This window comes from Brevibacillus parabrevis (assembly GCF_022701015.1).
Taxonomy (GTDB): Bacteria; Bacillota; Bacilli; order Brevibacillales; family Brevibacillaceae; genus Brevibacillus; species Brevibacillus parabrevis.
This window is the reverse complement of sequence record NZ_CP064090.1, coordinates 5,573,999-5,587,774: the sequence shown is the minus strand read 5'-3', so window position 1 is coordinate 5,587,774 and position 13,776 is coordinate 5,573,999. Positions and strand designations below refer to the sequence as shown.

General features: G+C 49.1%; 11 protein-coding genes, 1 tRNA gene and 1 pseudogene. 10 read left to right on the top strand and 3 right to left on the bottom strand.

The window, feature by feature from the left end:
- Positions 1–97: 97 nt before the first annotated feature.
- Positions 98–1,228, bottom strand: coding sequence for an HD-GYP domain-containing protein (locus IRJ17_RS25625; RefSeq protein WP_122962933.1), 1,131 nt, complete (start codon positions 1,226–1,228; stop codon positions 98–100).
- A gap of 137 nt (positions 1,229–1,365) precedes the next feature.
- Here IRJ17_RS25625 and nrdR point away from each other — a divergent pair, with 137 nt between their 5' ends.
- The 3 genes from nrdR to dnaI all read left to right on the top strand — a co-directional run bounded on the left by nrdR (position 1,366) and on the right by dnaI (position 4,399).
- Positions 1,366–1,854, top strand: a complete 489-nt coding sequence (gene nrdR / locus IRJ17_RS25620) for a transcriptional regulator NrdR (RefSeq protein ID WP_122962934.1) — start codon at positions 1,366–1,368, stop codon at positions 1,852–1,854.
- A 151-nt stretch (positions 1,855–2,005) separates the two neighbouring features.
- Positions 2,006–3,445, top strand: coding sequence for a replication initiation and membrane attachment family protein (locus IRJ17_RS25615; protein ID WP_122962935.1), 1,440 nt, complete (start codon positions 2,006–2,008; stop codon positions 3,443–3,445).
- Positions 3,446–3,460: 15 nt separating this feature from the next.
- The gene (gene dnaI / locus IRJ17_RS25610; RefSeq protein WP_122962936.1) at positions 3,461–4,399 is read left to right on the top strand and encodes a primosomal protein DnaI; all 939 of its coding nucleotides are present in this window, start codon (positions 3,461–3,463) and stop codon (positions 4,397–4,399) included.
- 120 nt (positions 4,400–4,519) lie between these two features.
- Here the strand turns inward: dnaI and IRJ17_RS25605 are convergent.
- Positions 4,520–5,011, bottom strand: a pseudogene (locus IRJ17_RS25605) (YdcF family protein); the annotation flags it as partial.
- A gap of 205 nt (positions 5,012–5,216) precedes the next feature.
- On the opposite strand from IRJ17_RS25605, the gene IRJ17_RS25600 reads away from it, so the two are divergent.
- The 6 genes from IRJ17_RS25600 (at position 5,217) to IRJ17_RS25575 (ending at position 12,403) form a co-directional block, all read left to right on the top strand.
- Entirely contained in the window at positions 5,217–7,841 is a 2,625-nt protein-coding gene (locus IRJ17_RS25600; RefSeq protein ID WP_242772333.1) for an Ig-like domain-containing protein, read from the top strand.
- A gap of 103 nt (positions 7,842–7,944) precedes the next feature.
- On the top strand, positions 7,945–9,030 hold the full coding sequence (locus tag IRJ17_RS25595; protein WP_173598433.1) for an ankyrin repeat domain-containing protein: 1,086 nt from the start codon (positions 7,945–7,947) through the stop codon (positions 9,028–9,030).
- Between the two features lie 350 nt (positions 9,031–9,380).
- Positions 9,381–9,456: transfer RNA gene (locus IRJ17_RS25590), tRNA-Ala, on the top strand.
- Between the two features lie 368 nt (positions 9,457–9,824).
- A complete protein-coding gene (locus tag IRJ17_RS25585; RefSeq protein WP_063229206.1) occupies positions 9,825–10,397 on the top strand; it encodes a MarR family winged helix-turn-helix transcriptional regulator in 573 nt (190 codons plus the stop codon).
- Positions 10,387–11,346 (top strand): alpha/beta fold hydrolase, encoded by a 960-nt coding sequence (locus IRJ17_RS25580; RefSeq protein ID WP_242772330.1) that lies wholly within the window; start codon positions 10,387–10,389, stop codon positions 11,344–11,346. Before IRJ17_RS25585 ends, IRJ17_RS25580 begins: the two co-directional genes overlap by 11 nt.
- Positions 11,347–11,968: 622 nt before the next feature.
- Positions 11,969–12,403: a DoxX family protein gene (locus tag IRJ17_RS25575; RefSeq protein WP_242772328.1), complete on the top strand. Its 435-nt coding sequence runs from the start codon at positions 11,969–11,971 to the stop codon at positions 12,401–12,403.
- A 393-nt stretch (positions 12,404–12,796) separates the two neighbouring features.
- Here the strand turns inward: IRJ17_RS25575 and IRJ17_RS28375 are convergent, their stop codons facing one another.
- Entirely contained in the window at positions 12,797–12,937 is a 141-nt protein-coding gene (locus tag IRJ17_RS28375) for a tyrosine-type recombinase/integrase (protein WP_373926295.1), read from the bottom strand.
- Positions 12,938–13,250: 313 nt separating this feature from the next.
- Here IRJ17_RS28375 and IRJ17_RS25570 point away from each other — a divergent pair, with 313 nt between their 5' ends.
- Positions 13,251–13,583: a hypothetical protein gene (locus IRJ17_RS25570; RefSeq protein ID WP_242772327.1), complete on the top strand. Its 333-nt coding sequence runs from the start codon at positions 13,251–13,253 to the stop codon at positions 13,581–13,583.
- Positions 13,584–13,776 lie beyond the last annotated feature (193 nt).

The following is a 13,776-nucleotide window of genomic DNA, read 5'->3' as shown; positions in this document are numbered from 1 at the left end:
TCCCGATTGAACGGGCAGAGGGTTTTTTCATGACATGAGAAGGGAAAAGAAAAAGCTTCGCCGCAAGTGGGCGAAGCCGGATATGTTTGCAAGCAAGTCACGAGGATTCGGATTCAGACAATCCACTGATGTTAAACAACTGGTCGTCTTCGAACCCGATGATAAACAGCCTGATGTTCTCCTTGAGGTTGAGATCGTAAGGAGCGATGACATCGTTGCCGCGGCCGTCTCTCAGGATACGCACCGTTGGCCGATGCGAATAGTCCGGGTCAACACGGCTGACTACCCCTGTCTCGCCTGTATTGAGAACGACGCTGCTTCCGATCGGGAAGATGGCGATATGCTTGATAAAGGCGTTCACGAGATGGTGCTCGAACAGGTGACCGCCCGAGCCGAGCAAGTATTCGACGGCATCTTGCGGCATGTATCGTTTACGCCAAGGACGAGGCGAAGTCAATGAATCGTAAATATCGCAGATGCCCACGATTTGAGCAAATTCGTGAATCTGCTTTCCGACCAGTCCTTGAGGATATCCGCTTCCGTTCAGCCGTTCGTGGTGCTGCAAGCAGACGTGTGCGGACATCAAAGAAATGTCATGCTGCTTGCGGAGCAGATTAAATCCGAGCGTGGTATGCTGCTTGGCAATCTCTTGTTCTTCCGCGTTCCAGCGCTCTTTTTTCTGCAACAACTCTTCAGGCAAGCTGACTTTGCCGATATCATGCAGCATGGCCCCAACGCCCAGGTTCATCAGTTGTGTCCGGTTGTAGCCGATCGACATGCCGACGGCTGTCGCGAGCACGGCCACGTTGACCGAGTGATGATACAAGGACGGAGAGTGAGAAGAGATTGTCGTCAGGTGGCCGACCATTTGCTTGTTTTGCATCAGGTCGTCCAGAATGGAGCTAAAAGCCCGTTGAAAATGCAACCCCATCTCTTTCAAGGAGATTTTACGGGCGAGCTTGTTTGAGTTGGTGATCTGCTTGATCGTCTTTTCGATGACTTCGACCGCGATTTGTCTAGTCTGGGGGCGAATGACTTCCTCCACCACGATGTCTTCTGTACGCGGATCATCGATGTACACAGAGTCCACACCAGATCGCTGGAGCCCAGAAATCAAGCGCTCTGTCAATTGCATACCGACGCCAAGCAGCACTTTGCCATCTTCCGTGAAAACGGTACGGCCGAGCTTCATTCCCGGCTGGACTTGTCTTAAAGAAACTAAACGCATTGCAATCCCTCCAACAGTACCCATATTGTACTCCAAACGACTTATCATATAAATAGGTACAAGGATTGACTTGACTTCTGACTGGAATATGAGGGACACTGTAGACATGTATTGTCAATATTGGAGTTGATTCTGATATGCGTTGTCCATTTTGTGAATACAACGGGACTAAAGTCCTGGATTCACGTCCGTTTAATCATAATAAATCGATCCGTCGCCGCCGTGAGTGCGAATCGTGCGAGCGTCGCTTTACTACATTTGAAATGGTCGAGGAGACCCCGCTGTTGATTGTGAAAAAGGATGGCACCCGCGAAGAGTTCAGCCGTGAAAAGGTGCTGCGCGGATTGGTGCGCGCCTGCGAGAAGCGGCCCGTTCCTTTGGAAGTCCTGGAAAATGTGGTAAACGACATCGAAAAAGAATTGCGCAGTTGCGGCCAGGCCGAGATCCCGAGCAACGATGTCGGGGAAAAGGTCATGGAACGTTTGTACCACGTAGATGAAGTCGCTTACGTCCGTTTCGCGTCCGTTTACCGCCAATTCAAAGATATCAATGTATTCATGAAAGAGCTGGAGGAGCTTCTGACGCAGGCGAGGGGCAGCCAGCCATCATCCCCAAAAGAATCATAGAGAAAGGCGGACGCGTCCGCTCCTATAGATTTCTCCTCACGCTCTTGCGAAAAAACGCCAGGGCTTCTTTGCTTTCCAGTTATTTTTCTACGCACATTCGTTTGCCATGCTATAATAAAAGAATCGAATTTTGTCAGGAAGGAAAGATCGGATGCGCCGTTTAGTCTGGAACGAATTGTTGCCCAAGGATCGTTATTTGGTGCGGCTGGCAAGACCTCTCAGTTTTTCGGAAATGGGGTTTGTCACGCAGTTGTACTTGCCGATCATTGGCGTCGAATCGTACGCCCTCTACCAAATGCTTGTCCATAGCATGCAGGAAGCGAGCGGGGCCTCTGCGGAGGGAACCCACCGCAGTCTCATGCTTGCGTCTTCCTTGTCCCTGGATCGTTTGCTGGATGCGCGTGAACGTCTGGAGGCCATCGGACTTGTAGAAGTGCGCCGCCGCGAAAACCAGCAGCGCGATTATTACTACGAATACTTGATCAAACCTCCGCTTGCACCCGGAGAGTTTTTTGCCGATTACGTCCTCTCGCTAATGCTGCTCAACAAGATCGAAAACGTCCGCTTCTCCCAGCTGCGCCAGCAGTATGCGGATGGGCTGGGCAGCCAGTTGGCGGAAGAATATTCGCAGGTCGAAAACATAACGAAAGATTTTCATGAAGTGTTCCAATCGTTGAAACCGTCGGAGCTGGAAGTGAAAAAAGGTTCGGAGCGCGAGCGCTTTTTGAGCGAGATGGAGACGAGCTTCCCGCAGGCTGCGATGAAATCCGGCTTCGAGGCCCAGGTGAACCACTCGCTGAGCGTGTCGTCGCTGCGGCTTTATTTGCCGGACAATGCCGATCCTGCCAAGGTTCTGGATGGCAAAAGCATGGAGCTGTTGTTTTCCCTCTGCCATTTTTATCAGTTGGACAGTTGGGGAATGGGGCAGGAACTGCGGGACTGGACGTTGTACAATACGGATCGGAGTTTGGACGGGGATGTGCTGCGCAAACGGCTCATGCAGCGCTACACGGAAGACAAGCTGTACCGCAGCGATTCGGCGCCTGCATCGCTGGATGACGACTGGGGGCCAGGCAAGTTGCCCGAGCCGGGCAGCGAAGCGTTTGTCCGTGCATGCCGCTTGCTTTCCCCGCTTGCGCTGCTCGAAAAGGTCGTGGGCGGCCGCGTGAGCAAAGTGTACTTGGAGCGGGCGGAGACGCTCGTTTTTGCAGACGGCATGTCCGCTGAAGTAGTGAACGCACTGCTTTTGCACACGCTCGCCAGCATGCAAATGGAGCTGCCAAAAGCGTACATGGAGACGATTCGCGACAGCTGGAAGGCCAAGCGGATCGCCACGGTCGATGAAGCGGTGAAGCAGATCGTAGAGCGCTCCGAGCAACGGGCGCAATCGGCCGAGAAAGCCAAGACAGCGAAAAAGGAAACGACGCCAGTCAGACGCAACGGCAGGGCGATTTTGCAAGACAAGCTGCCGGCTTCGGTGGAGTGGCAAATGTCGCAGGAAAAGGCAGCGCCAGACGTTGCCAAAGGACAGTCGATTCAAGATTTTCCGGACTTGCAGAAGAGACTGGAAACACTGCGAAAACGGAAGTAAGGAGCGTGAGGGAAAATGGAATCTATCAGTGAGTTCATGCAGGAGCTTGCCAAGCGAACACCGCGTCAGCTGCTGACACCCGATCAGCAATTGGATAAAATGTTTCGTTCGTCCGCCTATCTGAAAGCATTTCAAGCGGAGCACCCGGCATTGACCCGAGACGATTACCTGCGCTCGCTCTCCAGTATATATACAGCGGTCAAAGAACAGTATTGGTGCGAGCGTTGTCCAGGGCTGAAAGAGTGCCCGAATCTGGTCAAGGGCCACAGCACGCAGCTGGAAGTGGCCCACCAGAACATCGTCAGCTCCATCACTCCCTGTTCCAAGCAGCTTGCCCATGAGGAAGAAGTGCGCCGCCGCCGCCTCATGCGCAGCTACTACGTGTCAGAAGAGACATTGAACGCGAGCTTTGAAGGAATGGTCATCGACACAGACAATTTGGCCTCGGTGGAAGCGGCCGTGCAGTTTTGTGAAAAGATCGGCACGGGCGAGCGGGTAAAAGGTCTGTATTTTCACGGCCCGTTCGGCGTAGGAAAAAGCTACATCATGGGCGCGATCGGCCGCGAGCTTTCCGAGAAGAACGTGGCTTCCCTGCTCGTTTACGTTCCCGACTTTATCCGCGAAATGAAAGACTCGATCTCGGATCAATCGTATGCCGGAAAGCTCGAGTTGCTCAAAGAAGTGCCCGTGCTCATCCTGGACGATATTGGCGCGGAAAACTTGACGCCATGGGTGCGCGACGAGATTTTGGGAGTCATCCTGAACCAGCGGGCGAACAATCACCTGCCGACTTTGTTTACATCGAATTACTCGCTGGAGGAACTACAGGAGCATCTGTCTATCTCCAACGGCAACCGGATTGAACAGACGAAAGCGGCCCGGATCATGGAGCGGATTCGCCATTTTGTGGACGTCTACGAAATCCGCCGCCAGAACCACCGAGCGGGCAACTAATGAGAACAGGCTGGAAACCTCCCAATAGGAGAGAGCCAGCACTTCTCTGCCGCGATGGTACGGTCCAAACAGGACGTGCGAATGGACGGCGACGGGAGAGGCGTTGATTCCCAGCGATTCAGCCATCGTCATCGCCCGCGCCAAATGATAGTCGTGGCTAATGATCAACACATGTCGAATAGAGTGCTTTTCCAAAACCTGCTGGCTATTCAGCAGGTTTTCGTATGTACTGGTAGATTCGTCTTCCATGAGAATCTGCCCGGACGGAACGCCGTGGGCGATCAAATACTCGCGGCTGACCTCTGCTTCTGTTCGCGTCTTGCCTTCACCAAGCCCGCCAGTGACCAGCAAAGTGGAAACGTACCCATCTTCGTACAGCCGGACGGCTTCCTCCAGTCGTTCGCGCAGTCCGGGACTGGGGCCTTCCCCCCACACAGCAGCGCCGAGGACAATTCCGATATCGGCATGGCGAGGAATCGCCTGTGCGGCTGCTTGTTCAATCCGCCACCAATGATAGCCGATCCACACTCCGCCGATCAGAAAAAGGATAGCCAACGCGACCAAAACTCTTCGCGGAAAAAATATTTGCAGTCGTTTTGCTAGATTCTTCATTTTTTTGCTGCTCCCTTGTATCTCTCTTTTTCGCACAAATGCTAGTTCTTTCTCTTTCATTAGACGTGGAAACAGCTGTCTAGTTACACCCTTCGACACATGGCCGACATAAATCACTGGTAAATTATTTCTCGCAAATGCCGATATAGTAATGGTGGAAAGGTTTCGAAAAACAGCAAATGTCATACTTGCGAGGAGGCTGGCAATGTTCTGGAAAAAAACAATGCTCTTGTTTCTGGCCGCCCTGCTTTTTGTGGGAACCGGGAGCGCAGGGGGCGGATTGGCTGCGGAAGTAATCAACCGCCTGGTGCTGACCAAAAACGAGGTAACGGTAGAGTTGGGTGACACGGTATCCGTAGGAGCCACAGCCCTTTACGAGAGCGGAAAAACAGAAGATGTTACGGTAAAGACGAATTGGCAAAGCCCTGACCAGGGCAAAGTGATTAACGTCTACTCAGGACAAATTACGGCCAAGGCTGTTGGAAACGCCGTAGTTACTGCGGAATATATGGGCCAGACAGCCATCGTCAATGTAACCGTCACGAAAAAAGTCAAGGCGCTGTCGTTGAATCAGCAGTCGGTCAACACTCGCATCGGGGAAGAGAAAACGGTTGAATTGACTGCGTATTACAGCGAAGGCGAACCGGAAAAAGTAACAGAAAAAGCAGACTGGTCGATCGACAAGCCGGCCGTCGCCACCGTGATCAACGGCAAGATCAGAGGGCTTAGCTCCGGTACGGCAACGATTACTGCCAAGTTCGGCAGTCAGTCTACAAGCATGCAGGTAAGCGTCGAGATTGCGCATCGACTCGACCCGGACAAAACCCAACTGTCGCTGCTTTTGGGAGAATCGCAAAACATCGTGCTGACCGCGATTTATCCGGATGGCTCCGAAGATAAGGATGTCGCTGCAAAAGCAGAATGGTCTTCTGACAACGCTGCAGTAGCAGACGCCATCAAAGGAAAAATTACCGCCTACAGCGCGGGTACTGCCACCATTACCGCCACATACGGGACAAAAACAGCTACGATCAAGGTGGATGTGGACAATACGCAACGACTGGTCGTTTCGCCACAAAACGTCTTTTTGAAAGTTGGCGCAGAGCAGACGGTCAAGCTGGAAGCTACCTATGCCAACTCCACCACTCCTGTCGACGTGAAGGACAAGGCAGAATGGTCCTCGGACAAGGAAAACGTCGCTTACTACAGCAACGGGAAAATTCATGCTGTAGCTTCAGGCGAAGCCGTCATTACGGCGAAATACAGCAACAAAACGGTGCAAATTCTCGTTGATGTAGAAGTGCCGCGCTCGCTGGATATCATTCCGTCCTACCTGACGATGCAAAGCGGCAAAAGCGTGGAAGTAGGAACGGCACCAAATGGCAACAACGTAGTGGTAAAAGCTTATTTTGCAGATGGACAAAGTGAGTATATTACGGACAAGCTGGAATGGTCCTCGGATCAACCGGACATCGTGTTTGCCAGCGGGAAAACCATTACGGCTTACAAAGCGGGCTCCGCGACATTGACGGCGAAATACGGCGGCAAGACAGCGAACTTCGTGGTAGACGTGGATGTACCGCAAAGCTTGACGGCGAATCCTTCCAAAGTGGCAATTCAGGTAGGCGACGTCAAGCAGATCACAGTAACGGCTGCCTTCCCGAACGCAAGCAGTGAAGATGTGACACAAAAAGTCACCTGGACATCCAGCGCGCCAGCAGTTGCAACCGTGCGCCAAGGTCTGGTCACAGGTGTAGCGACGGGTGCCGCAACGATCACAGCGACGTTTGGCACACGCTCGATCACCATTCCGGTATCGGTCGGTGTCCTGCAATCTTTGACGGTAGACAAAAAGTCGGTGGTCTTAAGCAAAGGCGACAGCCAGGAAGTCAAGCTGACCGCCACTTATGCGGATGGAACAGTCAAAAACAACATCAATGAGCAAGCGACTTGGACGTCCACTTCTGCGGCAGTAGCCGAAGTGAACGCAGGCAAAATTACAGCAATCGGCTCCGGGAAAGCGACGATCACAGGTTCTTTTGAAGGCAAGAGCGTGACCGTGACGGTCGAGGTAGACCAGGCACAGACCTTGACTATCAATCCGCGAATCTTGATCATCAACGTCAATGACACGGCCTCAATCGAATTGAAAGCGACAGACGCTTCCGGCGCCACTATCGATGTATCCAAAACTGCAGATTGGACCTCGACCAACCTGAAGGTAGCCGATGTGGAAAACGGCAAAGTGCGTGGGCTTGCCAACGGTCGCGCGACAATCACTTTCAAATACGGAAGCAAGTCTGTATCGCTTCCGGTAGAAGTAGGCATTGTGACCAAGCTGGAGGCGGACAAGCGCTTTGTCAGCCTGAAATCAAACGGTGGCGGGGTACAAATCACCCTGACCGCAACCATGTCAGACGGCCGCACGATGGACGTCACGAACATGGCAGACTGGAAGGTCAGCAACTATAAAATTGCCGATGTATCCAAAGGCTTGGTCAAAGGTCTGGCTTTCGGCAAAGCGACAATCAGCGCCAAATACAGCGACAAGAGCGTGAGCATCCCGGTCGATGTGGACACGCTGAAATATTTGAAAACAGACGTCGTTCAAGTCGTCATGAGCAAAGGCGAGTCGAAGCAAGTCAGCGCGATCGCTACTTACATGGACGGCACGGAAGCGAACGTCACGAAGCCAGCCCTGTGGACCACCTCTCGCCTGCTCGTAGCAGACGTGAAGGACGGGATCATCAAGGCGACTGGCTCCGGCAAAGCTACCATTTACGTCAGCTACGGCGGCAAGAAAACGCCAATCGTCGTAACCGTACGCTAGATCTGATCTATAGAAGCATTAGCTCCAGGGGGTGTCTCATCAGCCGAGTATTCGGCAGGAGACCCCCTTTTTTTAGGGAAAAGAGAAAAGGGAGGGGCCACACATGCCCAAGATCAAGGACTTAGGGAATTTTGAGGTGTTGCCAGAGATTGCAGCGCACATTTACGAAGGAAATGTCGACGCTTTGCAGGCAGCCTTGGCAGCCGGCTGGGATCTGGAAAAAGAAATCGTCTTGAGCCAATACACGACAGTAAGCCCGCTGGAGTTGGCGTTAATGGCGGAGAAGCTGGAAGTAGTCAAGCTTCTCGTCGAACACGGCGCCAACCTCAATGCGAAAGAGAAGCCTGCTTTTTTGCTGGCTGTCCGCTATTGCAAAGAAAACATCGTTCGCTATATCGCAGAGCAAGGCGCCCGCATGGATATGCTGAATCGGGTCAAATCCGGCGCATATGAGCAAGCCTACTACGGCCAAAAAAGCAATATCCCGCTGATCCACGAGCTCGGTCTGGACATCAGACAGCACGCAGGAGAGGTGCTGCGCAAGGCCGCAGCGGACAACGACCGCAAAACAATCGATTACTTGCTGGAGCATGGCGTAGACATCAACTACAATCAGCCAGACATGGTCTATCCGTACAAGGCAACACCGCTGACCGTCGCAACCCGCATGGGCAACGTCGGCATGGTCAAATACTTGGTCGAGCGCGGCGCAGACGTCACCCTCGCGGAAAAAGGCGGCGAGCGCCCTTACACGATTGCCGTCAGCAACAAGCAGGACGAACTGGCCGCCTATTTAAAATCGTTGGAGCCCGCCGAGCTGCATGATCTGGAGAACAGAAAATACGAACTGCAAAAGCACAAGCTGTCCGCCGAGCTAATCGCCTTCCTCACCGGAGACAACTTGCACGTGAAGCTTGCAGACAATGATTTCGAGATAAAGCACATCGATTTTTTGTCCCTGACAGATACAGTCGAAATGAAAATCGGCCGCAAAAAACTGCTGCGCATCTCCGCCTGCGTCGACAACTACTCCGGTTTGGTTTTGGTATGGAACCCACAGAAAAAAGGCATGATCGGCTGCTACGACGAGGAGCACCAGGAATATGCCGACCTGGCCAGCTTTGCAGAATTTATGAAGCGGCCGGAGGTTTATTTGATGAAGTTTATGGAGGGGGAGTTGGGAGAGTAGGGCGTGGGAAGAGAGAGGGAGGCAGGTAAGGGGTCTGGGGAGTAAATGTTTGCGGCTTGGTGGGGTGAGTCAGAGAGAGCAACTGGGGCGGAAGGGTCACCCACCAGCTTTGCCCCCTATTCCTCTTCGCCACTCGGCTGCTCCCCAAAAAGAAAGCACGATTAGCACAGCTGACACACCATCAGGCCATCAAACTAACGACTCCCTTCTTTAAATGAAAAGGCGAAGGAATGGCCGAAGGATTTTTCAAAAGGAGTGGGAATTTTTCCTGTTTTTTCGCTTGCAGTGTAAACGGGCGGTGTGCTATACTTAGAGCACTGAGGCGGTAATATCGCTGAAGAATACATAATGGGGCATTAGCTCAGCTGGGAGAGCGCTACACTGGCAGTGTAGAGGTCAGCGGTTCGATCCCGCTATGCTCCACCATATGAAACACAGGAAAACGGCAGAGATGCCGTTTTTTTATTATAGTGAGGTTGCCTACTTACACAGCACAGTGTAGTGAATCAAGTGTTTATTGGGGAAAGTAGAGAATTCTCGAATGATGTATCAACTTTCACCACGGAAGAATGCTACACTGGGGAGTGAAGAGATCAGAGCTTCGCCCCCCGCTATGTTCCATTATATATAAGAATGTAGAACCCTTGAGAAATCATGGGTTTTTTGCTGTTTATGGAAGACGGAGTCCCACTCAAAATTTCACTTACCCACAAATAAAGACAATATATTGACTTAACTTCCCTTCCTTGATATGATCCCATTAGACTATATATTGTCTAATGGGAGAGGTGCTTATGGATATTTTCAAAGAGTTATTTTTAATGCAGCAGACCTATGCCACCCTGTTTTCGCTTGCAAATAAGATTCAGATAACAGGCGATCAATACCTAAAGAGTCTGACATCCAGACAGTACATGGCGATGTTGGCAATTGCTCATCTGCAGGAAGAAGATACAACACTCAACAACATCGGAAAAAAACTTGGCACCAGCAAACAAAATGTGAAACAAATCATCTCGATATTGGAAAAGAAAGGATACGTACACATTACACCCAGCCGAAAGGACAAGCGCGCTGTCAATGTCCAAATCACGGAATCGGGAAAACAGGTGTTATTGGAAGCGGCCGAAAGAGGAATCTATTTTTTTACGGATCTTTTTAGAGAATTTACGGCAAAGGAACTGGAACAAACATGGGGCTTGTTGAAGAAAATGTACCGATTTGACGGTGAAGATCAGGACGGTTTTGAAGAGGAAGGCTACTTGGAACACGTTGAAAATCAAAATGAAATACAAGCAAGAGTGTTGATGGAATTCGAAAAACGAAGAAAACAAACAAAGAAGGCGGATGCAAAAGATGAAGAATAAATCGGAGAGGACGATTTGTCTTGAGGAATATGTAACCATAAATGGCATCAGTCAATTTTTGTATCACATGGGAACAAACAATGAGAATCCCGTTATGCTGTTTTTGCACGGAGGACCCGGATCGGTCGAATCCTTATTCACGAAGAAATTTCAGGAAAAATGGGAGGAAATTTATACTGTTGTGCATTGGGATCAGCACGGGGCTGGGAAAACATTGACGAAGAATCCAGATAAGTTGCCTACAATTGAATTGCTGCAACAGGATTTGTATGAAATCATTCAGTACCTGAAAAAGAAATATGACAAGCAAAAGATCGTAATTCTTGGCCATTCATGGGGCAGTGTTTTAGGATCGATATTTATCAGAAAACATCCCGAAGAGGCAGCTTATTTCATAGGCGTCGGGCAAGTTGTCAATATGCTGGAGAATGAGCAAGTTGGCTACAACAAACTTCTCGAAATGATTGAGCTATCCGGTGACCAAAAATCCAAAAAAATGCTTCAGTCAATCGGTGAATATCCAGGTAATAAGATCGTTTTTGACAAAGAGTTTTTGAAAAAGTGCGAAAAGGTCAGGAAGCTTCAAGGAAAATATAACTTGGGCATAAAATTTGATCTTTCGGTTTGGATAACGATGTTCAAGAGCCCCATTTTCAGATTTTCGGATATTGTCGCGTTTATGAAGATTTTTCGTGCAAATGCACATCTTCACAGGTTTCTGGGAGATTTCAACTTACGCAATGAAAAGGCAGAGTATAAAGTACCAATCTATTATGTTTTGGGCGGGAATGACTGGCAGGCCCCATATGTCATAGCCCAGAAATACTTTGAAGAAATAGAAGCTCCGAATAAAGGTATATATATTATTCCCAATGCCGGACATATGACGATGATGGATCAACCTGATCTGTTCTTTGATGCATTGCTAGAAATAAACAAGAAAGAATAACTGTGGCAATAACACCATTGGTCGGTGTGGGTAGTGAAACTGACCACTACGGGAGAGGGCTACACTGGCGGTGATGAGGTCAGGGGTTCGATCCCGCTATGCTCCACCATATGAAACGTAGGAAAAACGGCAGAGGTGCCGTTTTTTGTTGTGAGATTCAAACATTATATGAGCATGTCTTATTGACTAAAAATAGCATAGTTTCCTAAAGACCCCCCATTTTATGGAAATGAAAAAAGCGCAAGGATAAATATTTCCGAAAAAAAGATCGCCCATTTACAAACCGACGGTCGGTATTTTATAATTGGCATAGAGACACCAAGTGCCCGGCATAAAGATAAAAACTAGCCTGGTTAGCCGTACTTATTCCGTTGCAGCTCAGAATGATTCGCTACGGCTTCCACCACATCAAAAGCAGCAAAATCTCCAAGGAGTATCGTGAGACTGCTCGCTCTTGGGCAGTTTTCGGCATCGCCATTACGGCGACCGCCCATCGTGATGGTTGATGGTATACCTCTTGGCAGTGACAGGCTTCTAAAAAGCTGGGACAACAACGAATAGAACAAGGGTCTGACCCTCGTCACGTTCCTTAGTAAGCAGATTCCTAAAGGGAGAGATGAAAATGGTGCCTTTTTACGTGCTTGTCGGAGCTTTTCTGCTGTTCAAGATTCTCGGGCTAATCGGCTTGTCTTATTTCGAAGGGTGGCATTCCTCGCTTCAGGGAGCGGTAGCCGTTATGCTGCTGCTTACCGCTTCTGCCCACTGGGGGGCAAAACGTCCTGACCTAATCCGCATGGTTCCGCCGATTTTTCCGAAGCCAGGTTGGATCGTGACAGCTACCGGGTTGCTGGAAATTGCCGGAGCCATCGGCATTCTGTTCCCTGCCACCTCTAAGGCGGCTTCCATAGGCTTGGCAGTGCTGCTGGTGGCGATGTTCCCAGCCAATGTGCGTGCGGCCAGGGAATCCTTAACGATTGGGGGGAGACCTGTACCTAAGCTACTTCTTCGTACAGTGCTTCAGTTCGTCTTTTTAGCAGCAGTCCTGTTGGCGGGGTAAACATGTGGCTTGCATAACTTTCTCACCATACTATAATAAAACGATGTTCCAGGTGCATCGTTCATTATGTGTCGTTTAGTTTGTTTCGGAGCTATGAGCAATGAAACAAACCATTGTGGTAGAGCGCTACACTGGCAATGTAGAGGTCAGTGGTTTAATCCGGCTATGTTCCATCATATAACAACACTTAAAACCCTTGAGGAATCAAGGGTTTTTGATTATTACAAAGCTTTGATTACGAATGATACAGCAGCAATCGATTATTGAGGCTGTTTATGGATTGTTGACGTAATTAGCTAATTTTCTGCTTTTAGATCGCGGAATGCACATGCTGTACATCTATTCATTTCTTTGATTGAAGTGAGTAGTGCTGGACAATATGCGAGCATACTGTTAGTATACTGGGTTCAGCCGGTTCACCAAAAAAGTTACAATCTGAGTAGTTTTTATCTGGTTTATCCGTAAGGGACCAAAAGAGGGTAATATATGACTTTTCAAATAGGTGTCACGGCTATCTAAAGTAGTGAGAGACATTTTTTTCTCCCCTTTTTTACAAAAGAGCTAAAAGTCATTTTCACTGTAGCAATATATTCGCCTGTGCCCACTTCAATAACAAACTTCGCTAACCTCTTATCCGCTCCAGGCTTGCCATTACTTCTACAGTTTTGGTCTTTTATTCGTTTGCAATCGCAGCACTCATAGGGCTCACCACTTATTCAGAACGTTCGCTCCTTCTGTGTTCTTACTCCTTTATTAATCATGTGTTGCGTTATTTGAAACAAAAAGCCAATAGTCTCGTATTACTAATTGTAATTTTTTATCAAATCGACTAAATGGAGGTTATTTTTTGAATCAGGAAAACATTGATAATCCAACTGTAGAAGCATTTAGGGTATTAGTTTTCTTCAAAAGCGCTCAAGAACATAGAGATGTAGAGCAAATGATTGAGCATTCCATAGATATTAGATACCAGGATGATGATGCACGGAGAAGAGATTATCCCTCTCTCTTGAGTCAAGACTCTACTTCAATGGCCAGCATTGGAAAAATGATAGAAATTGATAATAATCTCGTCATGGCTCAAGTTAAATTTCAAAAAGACGGAAATTGTCGTTACTTAACAGTGCCAATCTATAGAAAAGATGGCCAATGGAAAGTGATAATGGGCGCAAGTGTATAAAATACATATTCAATTTTTTCACGCGCACCTTGCGCGTTTCTTTATTATTACTGATCTGTTATTGCAGTTTCTTCACTGCCTCCATACCGACATTGCAATCGTGTCGCTCTTTCAATTTGTTGCATACAGATGACCATCCTTTCTAGTTAAAAGCAAAGATCGGCAATGCGCTTGATTTTTCTCTAATTGGGAT

Excerpts from the sequence above, each read along its gene's own strand:
- IRJ17_RS25625 (WP_122962933.1), bottom strand. The coding sequence starts at position 1,228 with ATGCGTTTAGTTTCTTTAAGACAAGTCCAGCCGGGAATGAAGCTCGGC.
- nrdR (WP_122962934.1), top strand. The coding sequence starts at position 1,366 with ATGCGTTGTCCATTTTGTGAATACAACGGGACTAAAGTCCTGGATTCA.
- IRJ17_RS25615 (WP_122962935.1), top strand. The coding sequence starts at position 2,006 with ATGCGCCGTTTAGTCTGGAACGAATTGTTGCCCAAGGATCGTTATTTG.
- dnaI (WP_122962936.1), top strand. The coding sequence starts at position 3,461 with ATGGAATCTATCAGTGAGTTCATGCAGGAGCTTGCCAAGCGAACACCG.
- IRJ17_RS25600 (WP_242772333.1), top strand. The coding sequence starts at position 5,217 with ATGTTCTGGAAAAAAACAATGCTCTTGTTTCTGGCCGCCCTGCTTTTT.
- IRJ17_RS25595 (WP_173598433.1), top strand. The coding sequence starts at position 7,945 with ATGCCCAAGATCAAGGACTTAGGGAATTTTGAGGTGTTGCCAGAGATT.
- IRJ17_RS25585 (WP_063229206.1), top strand. The coding sequence starts at position 9,825 with ATGGATATTTTCAAAGAGTTATTTTTAATGCAGCAGACCTATGCCACC.
- IRJ17_RS25580 (WP_242772330.1), top strand. The coding sequence starts at position 10,387 with ATGAAGAATAAATCGGAGAGGACGATTTGTCTTGAGGAATATGTAACC.
- IRJ17_RS25575 (WP_242772328.1), top strand. The coding sequence starts at position 11,969 with ATGGTGCCTTTTTACGTGCTTGTCGGAGCTTTTCTGCTGTTCAAGATT.
- IRJ17_RS28375 (WP_373926295.1), bottom strand. The coding sequence starts at position 12,937 with ATGTCTCTCACTACTTTAGATAGCCGTGACACCTATTTGAAAAGTCAT.